Origin of the sequence: Rhizobacter sp. (genome assembly GCF_046595475.1) — a bacterium.
Taxonomy (GTDB): Bacteria; Pseudomonadota; Gammaproteobacteria; order Burkholderiales; family Burkholderiaceae_C; genus Rhizobacter.
This window is the reverse complement of record NZ_JBKJOQ010000022.1, coordinates 1-16161: the sequence shown is the minus strand read 5'-3', so window position 1 is coordinate 16161 and position 16161 is coordinate 1. Positions and strand designations below refer to the sequence as shown.

General features: G+C 63.9%; 16 protein-coding genes and 1 tRNA gene. 7 read left to right on the top strand and 10 right to left on the bottom strand.

Annotation, left to right across the window (positions count from 1 at the left end; translation table 11 throughout):
• Window positions 1-40: 40 nt before the first annotated feature.
• Window positions 41-733, bottom strand: coding sequence for a glutathione binding-like protein (locus AC30QB_RS04250; RefSeq protein WP_489544946.1), 693 nt, complete (start codon window positions 731-733; stop codon window positions 41-43).
• A gap of 65 nt (window positions 734-798) precedes the next feature.
• Here AC30QB_RS04250 and AC30QB_RS04245 point away from each other — a divergent pair, with 65 nt between their 5' ends.
• Entirely contained in the window at window positions 799-1539 is a 741-nt protein-coding gene (locus AC30QB_RS04245) for a hypothetical protein (RefSeq protein WP_489544945.1), read from the top strand.
• Window positions 1540-1564: 25 nt separating this feature from the next.
• On the opposite strand, the gene AC30QB_RS04240 is transcribed toward AC30QB_RS04245, so the two are convergent.
• Genes AC30QB_RS04240 through AC30QB_RS04225 form a run of 4 tightly spaced genes read right to left on the bottom strand, consistent with a single transcriptional unit; the run spans window position 1565 to window position 5461 of the window.
• The gene (locus AC30QB_RS04240; protein WP_489544944.1) at window positions 1565-2803 is read right to left on the bottom strand and encodes an acyl-CoA dehydrogenase family protein; all 1239 of its coding nucleotides are present in this window, start codon (window positions 2801-2803) and stop codon (window positions 1565-1567) included.
• 25 nt (window positions 2804-2828) lie between these two features.
• Window positions 2829-3905: a phosphotransferase gene (locus AC30QB_RS04235; RefSeq protein ID WP_489544943.1), complete on the bottom strand. Its 1077-nt coding sequence runs from the start codon at window positions 3903-3905 to the stop codon at window positions 2829-2831.
• A 32-nt stretch (window positions 3906-3937) separates the two neighbouring features.
• Window positions 3938-4642, bottom strand: a complete 705-nt coding sequence (locus AC30QB_RS04230; RefSeq protein ID WP_489544942.1) for a Crp/Fnr family transcriptional regulator — start codon at window positions 4640-4642, stop codon at window positions 3938-3940.
• A gap of 39 nt (window positions 4643-4681) precedes the next feature.
• Window positions 4682-5461, bottom strand: a complete 780-nt coding sequence (locus tag AC30QB_RS04225; protein ID WP_489544941.1) for an oxepin-CoA hydrolase, alternative type — start codon at window positions 5459-5461, stop codon at window positions 4682-4684.
• Window positions 5462-5602: 141 nt separating this feature from the next.
• Between AC30QB_RS04225 and AC30QB_RS04220 the strand changes: the two genes are divergently transcribed.
• Window positions 5603-7480 (top strand): type IV pilus assembly protein FimV, encoded by a 1878-nt coding sequence (locus AC30QB_RS04220; RefSeq protein WP_489544940.1) that lies wholly within the window; start codon window positions 5603-5605, stop codon window positions 7478-7480.
• Here the strand turns inward: AC30QB_RS04220 and AC30QB_RS04215 are convergent.
• Genes AC30QB_RS04215 through lptF form a run of 5 tightly spaced genes read right to left on the bottom strand, consistent with a single transcriptional unit; the run spans window position 7461 to window position 12237 of the window.
• Window positions 7461-8630, bottom strand: a complete 1170-nt coding sequence (locus AC30QB_RS04215; RefSeq protein ID WP_489544939.1) for a pyridoxal phosphate-dependent aminotransferase — start codon at window positions 8628-8630, stop codon at window positions 7461-7463. The genes AC30QB_RS04220 and AC30QB_RS04215 overlap by 20 nt on opposite strands.
• Complete coding sequence (locus tag AC30QB_RS04210) at window positions 8627-9586, bottom strand: CysB family HTH-type transcriptional regulator (protein ID WP_489544938.1); 960 nt, start codon at window positions 9584-9586, stop codon at window positions 8627-8629. Before AC30QB_RS04210 ends, AC30QB_RS04215 begins: the two co-directional genes overlap by 4 nt.
• A gap of 34 nt (window positions 9587-9620) precedes the next feature.
• Window positions 9621-10025 carry a sirohydrochlorin chelatase gene (locus AC30QB_RS04205; protein WP_489544937.1) on the bottom strand — a complete coding sequence of 135 codons (405 nt, stop codon included), beginning with the start codon at window positions 10023-10025 and terminating at the stop codon, window positions 9621-9623.
• Window positions 10022-11134 (bottom strand): LPS export ABC transporter permease LptG, encoded by a 1113-nt coding sequence (lptG, locus tag AC30QB_RS04200; protein WP_489544936.1) that lies wholly within the window; start codon window positions 11132-11134, stop codon window positions 10022-10024. Before lptG ends, AC30QB_RS04205 begins: the two co-directional genes overlap by 4 nt.
• Window positions 11131-12237: an LPS export ABC transporter permease LptF gene (gene lptF, locus AC30QB_RS04195; RefSeq protein ID WP_489544935.1), complete on the bottom strand. Its 1107-nt coding sequence runs from the start codon at window positions 12235-12237 to the stop codon at window positions 11131-11133. Before lptF ends, lptG begins: the two co-directional genes overlap by 4 nt.
• Before the next feature lie 26 nt (window positions 12238-12263).
• Between lptF and AC30QB_RS04190 the strand changes: the two genes are divergently transcribed.
• The 5 genes from AC30QB_RS04190 (at window position 12264) to AC30QB_RS04170 (ending at window position 16140) form a co-directional block, all read left to right on the top strand.
• Window positions 12264-13724, top strand: coding sequence for a leucyl aminopeptidase (locus AC30QB_RS04190; protein WP_489544934.1), 1461 nt, complete (start codon window positions 12264-12266; stop codon window positions 13722-13724).
• 22 nt (window positions 13725-13746) lie between these two features.
• Complete coding sequence (locus tag AC30QB_RS04185; protein ID WP_489544933.1) at window positions 13747-14190, top strand: DNA polymerase III subunit chi; 444 nt, start codon at window positions 13747-13749, stop codon at window positions 14188-14190.
• Window positions 14187-14609, top strand: a complete 423-nt coding sequence (locus AC30QB_RS04180) for a hypothetical protein (RefSeq protein WP_489544932.1) — start codon at window positions 14187-14189, stop codon at window positions 14607-14609. Before AC30QB_RS04185 ends, AC30QB_RS04180 begins: the two co-directional genes overlap by 4 nt.
• 134 nt (window positions 14610-14743) lie before the next feature.
• Complete coding sequence (locus AC30QB_RS04175; RefSeq protein ID WP_489544931.1) at window positions 14744-15949, top strand: branched-chain amino acid ABC transporter substrate-binding protein; 1206 nt, start codon at window positions 14744-14746, stop codon at window positions 15947-15949.
• A 100-nt stretch (window positions 15950-16049) separates the two neighbouring features.
• Window positions 16050-16140: transfer RNA gene (locus tag AC30QB_RS04170), tRNA-Ser, on the top strand.
• The last annotated feature ends 21 nt before the right edge of the window (window positions 16141-16161 follow it).

Below are 16161 nucleotides of genomic sequence, written 5' to 3'. Positions count from 1 at the left end.
CGCTGGCGCCACCTTGGTTTAGGGGTGATGCCCGGGCTGATCAGCGTTTTTTGTACTGCTGCGCACCAAAAAGAACATCGCGCGCCTGGCTGTCGACCAGAGGTTTGCGCAGATCGGCCAATACCTCGACGCCACGCTTCACCGCGGGGCGGGCGGCGATTTCGTCGTACCAGCCCTTGAGGTGGGGGTAGTCGACCCAGGCTATGCCCTGGTTTTTCCAGGAACGCAGCCAGGGGAAGATCGCGATGTCGGCAATGCTGTAAGCCGGGCCCGCGATGTACTTGCTCTTGGACAGGCGCTTGTCCATCACCCCATACAGGCGCTTGGCTTCGTTGGTGTAGCGGTTGACGGCGTACTCGATCTTCTCGGGCGCGTAAATGCGAAAGTGATGGGCCTGGCCGAGCATGGGCCCCACGCCGCCCATCTGGAACATCAGCCATTGCAAGACCTCGTAGCGCGCCGTGGTCGACTCGGGCAGGAGCTTGCCGGTCTTGGCCGCCAGGTAGAGCAGGATTGCACCCGATTCGAACAGCGAAATCGGCTGGCCTTCAGGGCCATCTGGATCGGTAAGTGCGGGGATCTTGTTGTTAGGGCTGATGGCCAGGAACTCGGATTTGAATTGGTCTCCGGCCCCTATGTTGACGGGGTGGGCGCGGTAGGCCAGCCCGCATTCTTCGAGCATGATGTGAACCTTGTGGCCATTGGGTGTAGGCCACGAATACACTTCGATCATCGCTATGCACTCCAGTCAAACGCGGCACGCGCCGTGTGTGTCACTCTAGTTGATGCCACCTCATCATGCTTGACGCTTTCAAGAGACTGATCTCGCGGCCCCCAGCAGGCCCCGATTGGCGTGAAGTGTCTGAATGGGCCAAGCGCAACAAGCTGAGTTTCAAACGCGAGCACGAAGGCATAGGCTTCGCTCTTGGTGGCGGCTTGGATAGCAAACCCTGGCGGCTCGAGTGGGGCCCGCCACAGCGCAACTACATCGAAGGCCACGAGCTGCGCTTGCGCATGGAGCTAGGTCTTTCACCCAACCTGCAGATGCTGCTCATCTCGCAGCCCTTGCTCGAAACACTGGAGCGCCAGACTTTTGAGCGCTTCACCGAGAGCACGCAAACCGTGATCGACGGTGCCACGCCTGAAGAAATGCGCTGGCTGGCCATGTTTCCCAAGGTGCCCTACAAGGGCTCGAAAGAGGTGCGAATGCGTTTCGGCCTGGTGGGCAGTGCGCCGGCTGAAGCGGCGAGCTGGGTCGAAGGCGCCCTGGCACACCAGCTGGAAGAAGCTGCTGTGGGTTTCTTGAAAAAGGAGCCGCCTTTCGTGCTGATGCTGCTGCGAGGGCGCGCCTATCTGCGCCTGCAGATGTCGGTGCCTGAGGTGCCACTCATCGCGCAGTCTGTGGCTCTGTTCGAGGTGGCTGTGCTGCAGGCACTGCGCGTGGCAGGCTTGGGCGCTGAAGGCTCGAACGACTGGTCGAGCACAGGCTCAACGGCCTGGCAGACCCAGCTCGATCCCGAAGACCCCAAGGGGCGCTGAGCCCCTGGGGTTTCACGTAACCAGCTCAGGCGTAGCGGCCAAGTTCCAGCTTGGCGATCGCGTTGCGGTGCACTTCATCTGGGCCGTCTGCAAAGCGCAGCGTGCGGGCCATCGCATAGAAGTAGGCCAGCGGGAAGTCGTCTGACACGCCGCCGCCGCCGTGCACCTGCATGGCCCAGTCGATCACCTGGCAAGCCATGGTGGGCGCCACCACCTTGATCATGGCGATTTCGGCCTTGGCGGTCTTGTTGCCCGCCACGTCCATCATCCAGGCCGACTTGAGCGTGAGCAAGCGGGCTTGCTCGATCATGCAGCGGGCCTCGGCGATGCGCTCGCGTGTGACGCCTTGCTCGGCCACGCTGCGGCCAAAGGCCACGCGCGACGACGCGCGCTTGCACATAAGCTCCAGCGCACGCTCGGCCAGGCCGATTAGGCGCATGCAGTGGTGTATGCGGCCCGGGCCGAGACGCCCTTGTGCAATCTCGAAGCCACGGCCTTCGCCGAGCAGGATGCTGCTGGCCGGTACGCGCACGTTTTCGAACAGGATCTCGCAGTGGCCGTGCGGTGCATCGTCATAGCCGAACACCGGCAGCGGGCGGATCACCGTCACGCCCTTCGTGTTTGAAGGCACGAGGATCATCGACTGCTGGCTGTGGCGAGGCGCTTCGGGGTCGGTCTTGCCCATGAAGATGTAGATCGCGCAGCGCGGGTCACCGGCACCCGAAATCCACCACTTGCGGCCGTTGATAACGTAGTCGTCGCCATCGCGCTTGATGCTGGCCGAGATGTTGGTCGCATCAGATGAAGCTACGGCCGGCTCAGTCATTGCAAAGGCGCTGCGGATCTTGCCTTCGAGCAGCGGCTCGGCCCACAGCTTCTTGTGCTCGGCGTTGCCGTAGCGCACGATGGTTTCCATGTTGCCCGTGTCGGGTGCGGAGCAGTTGAACACCTCGCTCGACCACATCACGCGCCCCATGATCTCGGCCAGGGGTGCGTATTCCTGGTTGCTGAGGCCGGGGCCGTATTCGGCTTCACGCGAAGAGCCATCAGCGCTGGGCGGCAAGAAGAGGTTCCACAGGCCTTGCGCGCGTGCCTTGACCTTCAGCTCTTCGATCACCTGTAGCGGCGTCCAGCGTTTGCCGGCCTTGGTGTTGGCCTCGATCTCGGCGGTGTAGCGCGCTTCGGCCGGGTAGATGTAGTCGTCCATGAAGCGCTGCAGATTGGCTTGCAGTTCCAGGGTGCGGGGCGAGTAGCCAAAGTCCATGACGGTCTCCTAGGGTGAAAAGGGTTCAGGCCTGCTGGGCAAATTGCCAGGCCATCTCTGCCAGCGGGCGCGCGCTGGCGGCGGCTTGTCTGGCTTCTGCGCTGGATGCGGTACCGGCTTCGACTCGCTTGGCAATGCCTTGCGAAATGCCGGCGGCGCGGAACAGGTTGTAGGCGAGGTAGAAGTTCCAGTCGGCCATCACGGTAGGCACATCGGTGCGGCCTGTGCGTTCGCAGTAGCGGCGGATGTAGCTGGCTTCGTCGGGGATGCCGAGCGCGGCGTGATCGAGCCCGCCGATGCCACGGAAGGTGGCCTGCGGGATATGCCAAGACATTGCGTGGTAGCTGAAATCAGCCAGTGGATGGCCCAGTGTTGACAGCTCCCAATCGAGCACGGCGATGGCGCGTGGTTCGGTGGCGTGGAACATGACGTTGTCGAGGCGGTAGTCGCCGTGCACGATGGACACTTGCGTCTCGTCGCGCGCGCTCGCTGGCATATGAGCAGGCAGCCACTCCATCAATCGATCCATCGCCTCGATGGGCTCGGTGATTGAGGCCAGGTATTGCTTGCTCCAGCGCGTGATCTGGCGCTCGAAGTAGCTGCCGGGTCGGCCGTAGTCGACCAGGCCGATAGCCTTCACGTCCACGCGATGCATGGCCGAAATTACGCGGTTGAGCTCGTCGTAGATCTCCTCGCGTTCGGCAGGCGCCATGCCGGGCAGCGATTGATCCCACAGCACGCGGCCCTGCATGTACTCCATGATGAAGAAGGCGCGGCCGATGACTGTTTCGTCTTCGCACAGAAGATCCATGCGTGGCACGGGTACCTCGCTGCCGCGCAGCGCCGACATCACGCGAAACTCGCGCTCGATGGCATGTGCAGAGGGCAGCAGCTTGGCAATTGGCCCCGGCTTCGTGCGCATCACATACGCACGGCTTGGCGTGGTGAGCTTGTAGGTGGGGTTGGACTGGCCGCCTTTGAATTGCTCGACTTGCAGTGGGCCGGCGAAGAGGGGCAGGTGGGCCTGCAAGTAGCCTTGCAACGCTTGCACGTCAAAGGCGTGCGAGGCTGCAACGGGTTTGGTGTCGATGGTGGCGCCCATGCGGTCTCACCCCACCTGACGGTGCGGCGTGGTCAGCGATCCGCCAGCGCCAGCAGCTTGTCTTTGGAGAGCACGACCAGGCGTGTGGGCTCGATGCGTACCGCACCTTCGCGCTCGAAGCCTTTCAGCTCTTGGTTGACGCGCTGGCGTGAAGCGCCGAGCAGTTGCGCCAGGTCTTCCTGCGCCAGTTGCAAGCCGATGCGGGTCTCGTTGCCTTGCTTCACACCGTAGCCACGCGCCAGCAGCAAAATCTGCTTGGCCAGCCGCGCCGAAAGAGGGCGTGTGTTGAGATCTTCGATCATGTCGAACATCAAGCGCAGGCGCCGGCAGTTGAGCCGCAACAAGGCTTCGTAGAGCTCCACGTGCTGCGACAGCAGCTCGTGGAAGTCGGCCTTGCGCACCACCAGCAGCGTGGTTTCGCCATGGGCGTTGGAGTCGTGTGTACGCGGGAAGCTGTCGAACAGAGAGATGTCGCCGAACCACACGCCGGGCTCGACATACGTGAGCGTGATCTCCTTGCCCGACAGCGACACCGAGCTCACACGCACAGCGCCCTTGGCCACACCACACCACGAATCGGCCGCGGCACCGCGTGACCCCAGCATGGCGCCGTCGGCCAAGCGCCGCACGTGAGCACGCGACAGAATGGCTTCGCGCAGAGGTTGTGAAAGTTTGGAAAACCACGAGCCAGATTCGATGTTGGACTGCTCGTCGATTGTAAGAACGGGGTTATGCATGGTGAGTCTCTGACGCGACAGACGAAGCCCTCATGGCGGTCAGTCGAAACGCGGCGGCCGCTTGTCCAGAAAGGACTGCAAACCTTCAGCGCCGTTGGCATGGAAGAAGTTATCGAGAAAGTGCGTGCGCTCGGCATCTAGTTGTTGCGACAGGCTGCGCTCGGGCCACTGGTTGACGAGCTCCTTGGCGCTTGCAATCGCGTTCGGTGCGCACAGTGCGAGCCGCTCGGCCACCTCGAGCGCTTGTGTCAACGCTTGGCCGTTGCCGCTCACCCAGTTGACGATGCCATGCGCATGAAGCTGCTGCGCATTGATCGGCTCGGACAACCACAAAAGCTGCAACACCAGGCTGCGCGGCAGGCGCTGCATGAGCTGCCAGCTCGCGCCACCATCGGGCGACAGGCCGATGCGACCGTAAGACATGATGAACTTGGCGTTGTCTGCCGCCACGATCAAATCGCAGGCGAGGGCCAGCGAAAACCCGCCGCCGGCGGCTGCGCCCTCGACAGCGGCGATCACCGGCTTGGGGAACACGCGCAGTACTTCGATGAAATCGTGAAAGCTCTGCAGCATGCTGTCTTGCACATCGCGACCGGCATGGCGGTTGGACTTGAGTTGCTGCAGGTTGCCGCCTGCGCAGAAATGTGCGCCGTCGCCACGCAGCACGATGCAACGCACGGAGGCGTCGGCTTCGGCCACATTGAGCGCTTCGACCCCGGCCGCAAAAACCTGCTCAGACAGCGTGTTGCGTGAAGGCGGGTCGCTGATGGTCAACACCAGCGTGCCTTCGCGTCGTTCGGCGTGCAATTCGGAGGGCATTGATGGGTGATGAAAAGGGCGCGCGCAACTCGCACGGACGATTGTGTCACGCGTGATGCTCAGGCGTGGTTGCAGGCCCGTTTCACCTCTGAAAGAGGTGACTTCATGCTAGAGTCAAAAGGTAGCCGACTGCCCCAACGAATGCAGAGATTCTTGACCACGCTCGTGCTGTTTCCTGCTCTTGCGATGAGTGCGGGTCAAGCGACGGCACTGGGGCTCGGCAAGGTGACCTCCACCACCGCTTTGGGCCAGCCTCTGGGCTTCACGATCGGCCTGCGGCTCGAACCCAACGAACGCATCGAAACCCGCTGCATCAAGCCCGAGGTGAGCTTTGGTGACCGCGTGCTTCCCGAAGCGCTGGTCCGGACTCGACTCGAAACCGCAGCCACCACCGGCGAGCGCCGCGTGCGCATCACGACAACCGTGCCGGTAGACGAGCCTGTGGTCAATATCAACCTGCACGTGGGCTGCCCGACCAGCATGTCTCGCAGCTTCCTCGTCTTTGCCGACCCGCCTGTGCGTGGCGCCGTGGCGGGCAATGAGCTTTCTGAAGAGGCCTGGCTGCCCGATCGTTCGGAATCGGCAGTGGCGCCGGTCTTGTCTGCCGTGCCGCCCACGCTCGAAGCGTCGGGGCCAGCTCGCACGGCGGCGCAGCGCCCGCGCAAGGGTCTTACCGAAGTGCCGACATCTGACACGCCTAAACGCATCGAACTGACAGCGTCGACTCGCATCGCAACGCCCTCGGAAGCGCCCGGCCCGCGTCCACGCGCAGCGCCTGCCCCGAAGCGCTCGGGTGGCCCGGTGCTGCGGCTCGACCCAGTCGAAGTCGACGCCTTGATCTCGCCGTCTTTGCAGATGGCGACGACCCTCAGCCAATCGCCCGACCCCGCCGCTTCAGGCGCCGTACCACGCTTCATGGACCCGGAGCAGGAGCAACGTTTTCGCGAGCAAGAGCGCCTGAAAGCCATGGAAGCCGCACTGCTGAAGCTGCGCAGCGACAGCCAAGCCACGCAGACGACATTGACCGACATGCAGGTGCGCGTGCGCGCTGCCGAAGCCAGCCGCTACGCCAACCCGCTGGTCTATCTGCTCGTTGGCTTATGCCTGGTGTTGGCCGCGGGCTTGGCGGCGATGTGGTGGCTGCGGCGTCGCGATCGGCTGGCCCCAGCCTGGTGGACCGCGCCCGTTGGCGCTGCGCCAGCAGCGGTGGAGTCGGTAGACGTGTCGCTGCCCTCTCTGCCTGCAGACACGCTGTCGATCACCCCCATGAGCCCCACGCCTGCGCCTCGGCCCGAGCCAGTGCCGCCGATGTTTGCGCCCCTGTCGCCGGCTACGGCACCCCGTATGGTCGAGCCCGACGCCGGCGTGGTCGAGCCGCGCCGGCCGATGTCGGCCGAAGAGCTGATCGACCTGGAGCAACAGGCGGAGTTCTTCGTGGTGCTGGGGCAAGACGACGCCGCCATCGACCTGCTGATGGGCCATGTACGCAGCACCGGTGGCGTGAGCCCCCTGCCGTACCTGAAGCTGCTTGAAATCTATCGCCGCCGCGGCGAGCGCGAGCCCTACGACCGCATACGCGAGCGCTTCAACCGGCGCTTCAATGCCTATGCGCCCGAATGGGACGTCGACCCCGAGATGGGCTTGAGCCTCGAAGGCTACCCAGAAGTGATGAGCCGCCTGCAAAGGGCATGGGCCACGCCCTCGCAGGCCATGGACCTGCTCGACGCCTCACTCTTTCGCCGCGACGCGGGGCCGACCTTCGACGTGCCCGCCTACCGCGAGCTGCTGTTTCTGTACGGCATGTCGCGTGACCTTGCCGAGCGCGATGTGGCACCCGATGGCGTCGACCTGCTGCTGCCTTTTGGCGACTCGTCGGGTGAGGCCACCTTCACCAGCGTGGCGGCCACGCCTTCTGAGCCGTTGGCCCCCGCTTCGTTCTCGCTCGACCTCGACGTGTCTACCGATCAGCCGCCACGCCTGTTGCTCGAAAACCCCGACTTCAAGCGAAGCAAGCCTTGAGTCGGCCCAGCGCCAGCTCCAGCGTTTCGTCTTTCTTCGCAAAACAGAAGCGCGCGAGCTTCTGCTCAAACCCGCCGCGGTAAAACGCCGACAGCGGAATGGCCGCAACACCTACCTCGGTGACCAGCCAGCGGCAGAAGGCTTCTTCCGTGAGGTCGCTCACCGCCGAATAGTCCACGCTCTGAAAGTAGCTGCCAGTGGTGGGCAAGAGCTTGAGTTTCGTCGTCGACAGCCCGGCGCGAAAGAGATCGCGCTTGCGCTGGTAGAACGCGCCCAGGCCGAGGTAAGGCGTGGGGTCGGCCATGTATTCGGCCAGGCCGTACTGCACTGGCGTGTTGACGGTGAAGACGTTGAACTGATGCACCTTGCGGAACTCGGCCATCAGCGACGCGGGCGCCGCCACATAGCCCACTTTCCAGCCGGTGACGTGGTAGGTCTTGCCGAAGCTCGACACGACAAAACTGCGTGCGGCCAGCTCAGGCGAGCGCGACACGCTCTCGTGCTGCAAGCCGTCGAACACCATGTGTTCGTACACCTCGTCGGCGATCACGATCACGTTGGTGGGCCGCAGCAGCTCGGCCAGACGCTTCATGTCGTCGGCCGTCCAGATAGTGGCGCTGGGGTTGTGGGGCGTGTTGATGATGATGGCTCGCGTGCGCGGGCTCAGCGCGACGGCGATCTGGTCGAAATCGGGGCGGAAGCTGCGCGGGGTGAGCGGCACGTGTACTGCGGTGCCCCCCGCCAGCTCGATGTTGGGCTCGTAGCTGTCGTAGCTCGGGTCGAGCACGATCACCTCGTCGCCGGGGTGCACGATGGCGAGGACGGTGGTCAGAATGGCTTGTGTGGCGCCCGCCGTGATGGTGATCTCTGTGCCGGGGTCGTAGGCGTGGCCATATAACTGCGCGAGCTTGGCGGCGATGGCTTCGCGCAGCACCGGCACACCGGTCATCGGTGGGTACTGGTTGAGGCCGCGGCGCATGGCGCCGTTCACGGCATCTAGCAGGCGCGGGTCGCAGTCGAAATCGGGAAAGCCCTGCCCGAGGTTGACCGCGTTGTGCGCTTGCGCCAGCGCCGACATCACGGTGAAGACGGTGGTGCCCACCTGGGGCAGGCGGCTGGTCAGTGCAGGCGGCGTGAAGACAGTGCTCATAGCTGGTAGTCGTCTGAGTCGCTGCTGCTTTGCTGCGGGCCCATAGCGCGCGCGATCAAGGTGCGGGTCAATCGATCTGACAGCATCTCGGCGAAGGAATAGACAAAGTTGCGCAGGTATGCGCCGCGTTTGAAGGCGACCCGCGTGATGCTCTGGCCAAAGAGGTGGCCGACCGGGCGCGACACAAGGTCACCACCTGGCGGGTCGTCGCGCACTGCGATCTCGGCCACGATGCCCACACCCAAACCCAGCCGGACATAGGTCTTGATCACGTCGGCGTCGATGGCTTCCAGCACGATGTTGGGCTTTAGCTTGCGGGCGGCAAAGGCCTGGTCGACCCGGGTGCGGCCGCTGAACGACGGGTGATAGAGCACCAGCGGCTCGCGCGCCAGGTCGTCGAGCGAGATGCGCTCCATCTGGGCCAGCGGGTGGCCAACCGGCATCACCAGCGCATGGTGCCACTCGTAGCAAGGCATGGACACCAACTCGTCGACGTCGCCGATGGCCTCCGTCGCAATGCCAATCTCGGCCACTTCTTCCATCAGCATCTGTGCCACCTGCGCGGGCGAACCTTGGTGCAGGCTGATGCTGACCTTCGGGAAGCGCTTGCGCAATTGCGCCAGCGGCTCAGGCAGGAAGTAGCGCGCCTGGCTGTGGGTGGTGGCGATCGAGAGGGTGCCGCTGTCTTGCTTGGAGAACTCTTCGCCGATGCGCTTCAAGTTGCCTACTTCGCGCATGATGATTTCTATCGACTTCAGCACATGCTGACCAGGCTCGGTGACGCGGCGCAAGCGCTTGCCGTGGCGCGCAAAGATGTCTACGCCCAACTCGCCTTCGAGCTCGAGGATGGCCTTGGAAACGCCCGGTTGAGAGGTGAACAGGGCCTTGGCGGTCTCGGTCAGGTTCAGATCTCGCCGGACCGCCTCTTGAACAAACCGAAACTGGTGCAGGTTCATATTCCAAAGCAGTATGTGGACTGCCCGGATTATTTCACTTCATGTCTGAGGGAACGTGGCTTTCGGCCAAAGCCACAGCGGCGTGTGCCATCGCGTGGATCACGCTGTCGGTTTCACCAACGGCCATGTGCAAATGCCATGTCACCCGCGTGTGGGCATGGGCCAGGTCGGCCAGCAAGGCCGGCAGGTCTTTGCGCACGTGGCCCCCGGCGCCGAGAAACAGCGGCACCACGCTGACCTGGGTGCAGCCTTGCGCGGCGAGCTGGTGGCCCGCGTCCATCAGGTTGGGGCTCATGAACTCCAGGTAGGCGAGCTCAACCACCAGCCCGGGGCGCTGCTGCCGCACCACCCTCAGCACGGCTTCGAAAGGCAGCGCCCAGTTGGCGTCGCGCGCGCCGTGGGCAAACAGCAGCAGGCCCGGCTTGATGGCAGGTTTCATCTGTATCTGACCAGCCAGCTGAACGCAGCGAATGACATCAGAAGGTAGATGAGGCTGGGCGTGGCCGCCACCATCCACGGCGTCCAATCCTTCAGCAGGCCGACGTGCGCCGCCACGTTGTTGAGCAGCACGAAGCTGATGCCCAACATGATGCCGCCGAAGACCTTCAGGCTCACCCCACCGGCGCGCCCGTGCATGTAGGCGAAGGGCAGGGCGAGGCCCACCATCACCAGGCAGGCCAGTGGGTAGAGCGCACGCTTCCAGAACTTGATCTCGTAGCGCTGCGCGGCTTGTTCGTTGTCAGACAGATGCGTGATGTAGCGGAACAGCTCCAGCGTCGACATCGAGTTTTCGGGCAGCACCGCTGCTGCGACCACGCTGGCCGACAAGGTGCTAGGCCAGTCGTAGCGGGCAAGCTTTTCTTCTGGAACGTTGAGCCGGTTGCCCGAGGCATCTACCGCGCTCCAGTCGGTGATGGATACATTGGACAGGGCCCACACGTCATCCTTGCCGACACGGCCACTGGCCGCGCCAATGCGGCGCAGCATGCGGCCGTTGCCGTCGAACTCGAACACCCGAATGTTCAGCAACTCGCGATCTGCAGTGGCGCGCTCCACGTTGATGGAATACGAACGCTCGCCTTGTGGCGACACGCTGCGATCCTTGAGCCAGGCACCCGAGTCGCCGAAGGTGAAACCACCCTTGTAGCGCGCCTGCAGCTGCGCTGCCACGCGCTCGCTCAGCGGCGCCAGGTAGTCGCCCACCACGAAAGTGCCAATGCCAAAGGCGACGCCCAGGCCGGCCAACAGCAAGAGAGCTCGGCCTGGCGCCAGCCCTCCCGTGCGCAAGATGGTGAACTCGGAAGACTGCGCCAGGCGCGACAAGGCGTAGATGGTGCCGATCAGCACAGCAATGGGCGAAAGCTCATACAAGTGCCCGGGCAACTCGAGCAGCGAAAAAGCCGCGGCATGCAGTGCGGTGTAGCCCTTACCCACGTCGGCCAGCTCATCGACGAAGTCAATGAAGAAGAACAGCGACAGAAAAGCCAACGCGACAAAGAGCACCGACTGCGAGATGTCGGCATATAGCAGCCGGCGAACGGTTCTCATGCGGCCGCCTTGCGTGCAGCCATCAGCCGAGGCCACAGCGCGAGATGGGTGCCGTTGTCGCGCCACCAGAGCAGGGCTACGGCGAGCATCAGGGTGCTTCCGTGCGTCATCACCAGCGCAAAGCCCATGCCCATCTTGCCGCTGGCCACCCATGCTTGCGAGAGGTTGATGAGGTTGTAGTAGATGACGAAGGCCAGCAGCGCGAACAACACGTTCCAGTTGCTGGCACGCCGAGGTTGCGTGGCCGAGAGGCCAATGGCCAGCAACAGCAGGTTGGCCGCACCCAGGGTGAGGCCTAGCCGCCAGGTGAGCTCGCCTTGCGCTCGCGGCTCGGGGCCGCGCAGCAGCTCGATGGTGCGGCGCGCCTTCGGCGGCAGCTGGTCCACGTTGCTCAAGGCACGCTCCCCAGCCTGCACGCGGTAGCCCTCGAAGCGGGATACCGTCTTCTCGTCGGTCAACATGTTCTGCTCGTTGCGCTGGCCGCGGTCTAGCACCAGGAAGCTGGCGCTGGGCGTGTTTTCGATGTGGCCACTGCGGGCCGATGTCACCGATTCGGTGTCGGCCTGCTTCGAGAGGATGAACACATTGCGGCCATCTCGACCGTCTTCGCTGGAGCGCTCGATGAAGAACACGCGCCGGCCGTCACGCGAGGTCTGGAATTGGCCTGGCGTGACACGAGACAGGTCTGAACGCTGCTCGAAGCGCTCGCGCATTTCGGTGCTGCGCTTGTTGACCCACGGCCAGACGAAGAGGGCCAGCAGTGCCACCAGCAGCAGCACAGGCCAGCTCACCCGCAGCACTGGTCGCACGAAGCGCGACAGGCCCACGCCACTGGCAAACCAGATCGACATCTCGCTGTCGCGGTACATGCGGCTCAGCGTGGCGACAACGGCGATGAAGAGCGACAGGCTGAGCATGGTGGGCAGGTGGCCGAGCGCGAAATAGCTCAGCAGCAGCACCACGTCTTGCGGCGAAATGCGACCCAAGGCGGCCTGGCCCAATGTGCGAATCAGCATCATCGTCAACACAATGGTCAGGATGACGACCAGCGTGGCGCCGAATGTGCGGGAGAGGTCTCGCCTCAGAGAGGAATCGAATAACATCGTTGGATTCTTGAATGGGCCGCATTATGGACTTCAGACACCAGATTTTTTCGACCGGCGCCTTGTCCTCACTGCCCGCAGATGCACTTCTGCTGGTGCTGGCCGGTGAAGCCGTCGACAGCGCTCTCGATGCGAAGCTCGCCGCCCCCTTGAACGACGCGCTGGCTCAGGGCGACTTCAAGCTGCAAGCCGGGCGCTGCCTGTACCTGCATCGTCTGAGTGGCGTGAAGGCGCCGCGTGTGTTGGCCACTGCGATGGGTGGCTCGGGTGCCAAGGCGTTCAAGACCGCTGTGACGCAAGGGCTCAATCAACTCAAAGGTCTGGGGGCTCAGCACGTCGCGGTGGCTTTCGTGGGCTCTGCCGAGCTGGACGACCAGCACGCCGAGGCCGTGGCCACGGCTGCTGCTGATGCTACCTACGTTTATCGCCACACCAAGCCCAGCGCGCCGGCATCGTCCAGCCTGACCAAGCTCACGCTGGTGTGCAGCAAGGGCCAGGCCAAAAGTGTGCAGGCGGGGTTGGTGCGCGGCCAGGCCATCGCGGCGGGCGTCGGCCTTGCGCGCGAATGGGCCAATCGCCCGGGCAACCACTGCACCCCCAGCGATCTGGCAGACGTGGCGAAGAAGCTGGCCAAGACCTACGAACTCAAGGTCGAAGTTCTGGATCGCAAAGACGTCGAGAAGCTCGGCATGGGCTCCTTTCTGGCCGTGGCGCAGGGTTCGAGCGAGCCGCTGCGCTTCATCGTCGCGCGCTACAACGGCGCGGCCAAGACGCAAGCCCCCATCGTTCTCGTGGGCAAGGGCATCACCTTCGACACCGGCGGTATCTCCATCAAACCGGCAGCCGAGATGGATGAGATGAAGTACGACATGGGGGGTGCGGCCAGCGTGCTGGGCACGCTGCGCGCGGTGGCCGAGCTCAAGCCCAAGCTGAATCTGGTGTGCATCATCCCGTCGTGCGAAAACATGCCTGACGGGCGTGCGATCAAGCCGGGCGACGTGGTCACGAGCATGTCGGGCCAGACCATCGAGATTCTCAACACCGACGCCGAAGGCCGGCTGATCCTCTGCGATGCGCTCACCTACGCCGAGCGCTTCAAGCCGGCCGTCGTTGTGGACGTGGCCACGCTTACCGGCGCTTGTATCGTGGCTTTGGGCAACATCAACTCGGGCCTTTTCTCGCCCGATGATGACCTGGCCGGCGAGCTGCTGGCCGCCAGCAAGGCCGCGCTAGACCCGCTGTGGCGTCTGCCGCTGGACGACGAGTACGCAGATGGCCTGAAGAGCAACTTCGCCGATGTGGGCAATGTCGGCTCGCGTGCCGGCGGGGCCATCACGGCAGCCATGTTCCTCAAGCGCTTCACCGGCAAATATCGCTGGGCGCACATCGACATCGCCGGTACGGCCTGGAAGTCGGGCGCAGCCAAGGGCGCCACCGGGCGCCCGGTGCCGCTGCTGACGCACTTCGTGCTATCGCAGGCCCGCTGAACACTTGCCGCCTCTCGCCGCCATGACCGAGGTCAGTTTCCACTTCAATGTGCCCGACCGTATGGGCTACGCGTGCCGGCTGCTGCGCAAGGCGGCAAGGCGCGGTGCACGGGTGGTGGTGACCGCACCAAGCCAGGTCTTGACCGCTCTAGATCGCCAGCTGTGGGTGTTTGAGCCGCTCGATTTCGTGCCCCACCTGCACGCCAAGGCGGGCGAAGCACCTGCGGCTCGCCTGCAAGCCACCCCGGTGTGGTTGACCGAGCGAGCGCTGGAGGCTCCGCATCACGAGGTGCTGCTCAACATGGGTGACGACTTGATCGAAGGCTTCGAGACCTTCGAGCGCGTGATTGAGCTGGTGTCGGCCGATGGAGCCGACCGCCAGGCCGGCCGCGCCCGCTGGAAGCACTACAGCGACCGTGGCTACGTGATTGCCCGCCACGACGTGGCCCAGGAGGTCGCCGCGTGAAGGTGAACACCCAGCCCCCACGCAGCGTGCCGGTGCTGACCGAGGTGGTCGTGATGCCCAAGGCAGCGCCCGAGGCGGTCGAGGAGTACCCGCCGATCATTCAAGACCCGGCATACGCCGACACTGCGGCAACCCCGTTGGGCGAGTGGCAGCCCTCTTACGGCACCCGGCCGGCTGCGGCACCCGTCGCAGCGCCCGCCGCGATCGACGAGGCTGTGCTGACCCAGCGCGTGCTGGCCGACCTCGACAAGCAGCTTGACCTGATGTTCGAGCACCGGCTGCGGGAAACTCTCGCCCCCGTGCTCGCCCGCATGACCGACACCCTGGTGCGTGAGATGCGCAACCAGTTGGCCTTGAGCCTGCGCGAGATGGTCGCCAAGGCCGTCTCGCTCGAGATCGAGCGGCTGCACCGGCGCTAAAAACGCTGAGCCAACTGAGCAACACCTCGTATTGCATTCTCCACGCGCATTCGGGATCATGTCGGACTGTCTGAGACTGCAGGCATCGGCACAAGCTTTGCTAATCAGTTTTCCCAACCCTTAAGGAAACCAAAATGAAGAGATCGATCTACGCGCTCTCCGCGGCAGCATCCGTCGCGCTTGCGTTGTCGGCATGCGGCAAGAAAGAAGAGCCCGCAGCAGCAGCCGCCGCTTCGGCACCTCCCGCCATGGCCGCTGCCGCTAACTCCTCCGTCATCAAGATCGGCCACGTGGCTCCCACCAGTGGCGGTATCGCCCACTTGGGCAAGGACAACGAAAACGGCGCTCGCATGGCCATTGACGAACTCAATGCCAAGGGTCTGACCATCGGCGGCAAGAAGGTCACCTTCGAGCTGATCGCCGAAGACGACGCAGGCGATCCCAAGCAAGGCACTGCTGCCGCCCAGAAGCTGGTTGACTCCAAGGTCAACGGCGTGATCGGCCACCTGAACTCAGGCACCTCGATCCCCGCGTCCAAGATCTACAGCGACGCCGGCATTCCGCAAATCTCGCCGTCGGCCACCAACCCCAAGTTCACCCGCCAGGGCTTCAAGACCACGTTCCGCGTGGTGGCCGATGACGTGCACCTGGGTGGCACGCTGGGCAAGTACTCGGTCGCCCAACTCAAGGGCAAATCGATTGCCGTGATCGATGACCGCACGGCCTACGGCCAAGGCGTCGCCGAAGAGTTCGAAAAGGGCGTCACTGCCGCCGGCGGCAAAGTGGGTGCCCGTCAGTTCACCACCGACAAGGCAACCGACTTCACCGCCATCCTGACTGCCGTGAAGGCGTCCAAGCCTGACGTCGTGTTCTACGGCGGCATGGACGCAGTGGCCGGCCCGATGATTCGCCAAGCCAAGCAACTGGGCATCAAGGCCAAGTTCATGGGCGGCGACGGCATCTGCACGGGCGAGCTGCCCAAGCTTGCTGGTGGTGCAATGGCCGATGGCCAAGTGGTTTGCGCAGAAGCCGGTGGTGTCGAGGGAGAACAGAAGGTGGGCATGGACGAGTTCCGCACCAAGTTCAAGGCCAAGTTCAACGCTGACGTGCAAATCTACGCACCGTACGTGTACGACGCCGTGAACGTGATGGTCGCTGCCATGGTCAAGGCCGATTCTGCCGACCCTGCCAAGTACCTGCCCGAGCTGGCCAAGACGACCGACTACAAGGGCGTGACCGGCACCATCTCGTTCGACGAGAAGGGCGACGTGAAGAACGGCGCGCTCACGCTCTACACCTACAAGGGTGACAAGCGCGAACAGATCGCTGTGGTCCGCTGAGCTTCGGCTCATTCTGAAAGAGAAGGGCGCCGCAAGGCGCCCTTTTTCTTGGGCGCAGCGCAGGTGGCGTGACAGCCCTGGGCTAGAATCGCCGGCTTCCGGAGAGGTGGATGAGCGGTTTAAGTCGCACGCCTGGAAAGCGTGTGGGGGCTAATAACCCCCCGCGGGTTCGAATCCCGCCCTCTCCGCCAGTCACCAAGCAAACACGGGCC

Bases quoted from the DNA above. Each gene is read 5' to 3' on its own strand.
- AC30QB_RS04205 (WP_489544937.1), bottom strand. From the start codon at position 10,025: ATGAAACCTGCCATCAAGCCGGGCCTGCTGCTGTTTGCCCACGGCGCG.
- AC30QB_RS04245 (WP_489544945.1), top strand. From the start codon at position 799: ATGCTTGACGCTTTCAAGAGACTGATCTCGCGGCCCCCAGCAGGCCCC.
- AC30QB_RS04220 (WP_489544940.1), top strand. From the start codon at position 5,603: ATGCAGAGATTCTTGACCACGCTCGTGCTGTTTCCTGCTCTTGCGATG.
- AC30QB_RS04175 (WP_489544931.1), top strand. From the start codon at position 14,744: ATGAAGAGATCGATCTACGCGCTCTCCGCGGCAGCATCCGTCGCGCTT.
- AC30QB_RS04225 (WP_489544941.1), bottom strand. From the start codon at position 5,461: ATGCCCTCCGAATTGCACGCCGAACGACGCGAAGGCACGCTGGTGTTG.
- lptF (WP_489544935.1), bottom strand. From the start codon at position 12,237: ATGTTATTCGATTCCTCTCTGAGGCGAGACCTCTCCCGCACATTCGGC.
- AC30QB_RS04210 (WP_489544938.1), bottom strand. From the start codon at position 9,586: ATGAACCTGCACCAGTTTCGGTTTGTTCAAGAGGCGGTCCGGCGAGAT.
- AC30QB_RS04250 (WP_489544946.1), bottom strand. From the start codon at position 733: ATGATCGAAGTGTATTCGTGGCCTACACCCAATGGCCACAAGGTTCAC.
- AC30QB_RS04190 (WP_489544934.1), top strand. From the start codon at position 12,264: ATGGACTTCAGACACCAGATTTTTTCGACCGGCGCCTTGTCCTCACTG.
- lptG (WP_489544936.1), bottom strand. From the start codon at position 11,134: ATGAGAACCGTTCGCCGGCTGCTATATGCCGACATCTCGCAGTCGGTG.
- AC30QB_RS04235 (WP_489544943.1), bottom strand. From the start codon at position 3,905: ATGGGCGCCACCATCGACACCAAACCCGTTGCAGCCTCGCACGCCTTT.
- AC30QB_RS04240 (WP_489544944.1), bottom strand. From the start codon at position 2,803: ATGGACTTTGGCTACTCGCCCCGCACCCTGGAACTGCAAGCCAATCTG.
- AC30QB_RS04185 (WP_489544933.1), top strand. From the start codon at position 13,747: ATGACCGAGGTCAGTTTCCACTTCAATGTGCCCGACCGTATGGGCTAC.
- AC30QB_RS04215 (WP_489544939.1), bottom strand. From the start codon at position 8,630: ATGAGCACTGTCTTCACGCCGCCTGCACTGACCAGCCGCCTGCCCCAG.
- AC30QB_RS04230 (WP_489544942.1), bottom strand. From the start codon at position 4,642: ATGCATAACCCCGTTCTTACAATCGACGAGCAGTCCAACATCGAATCT.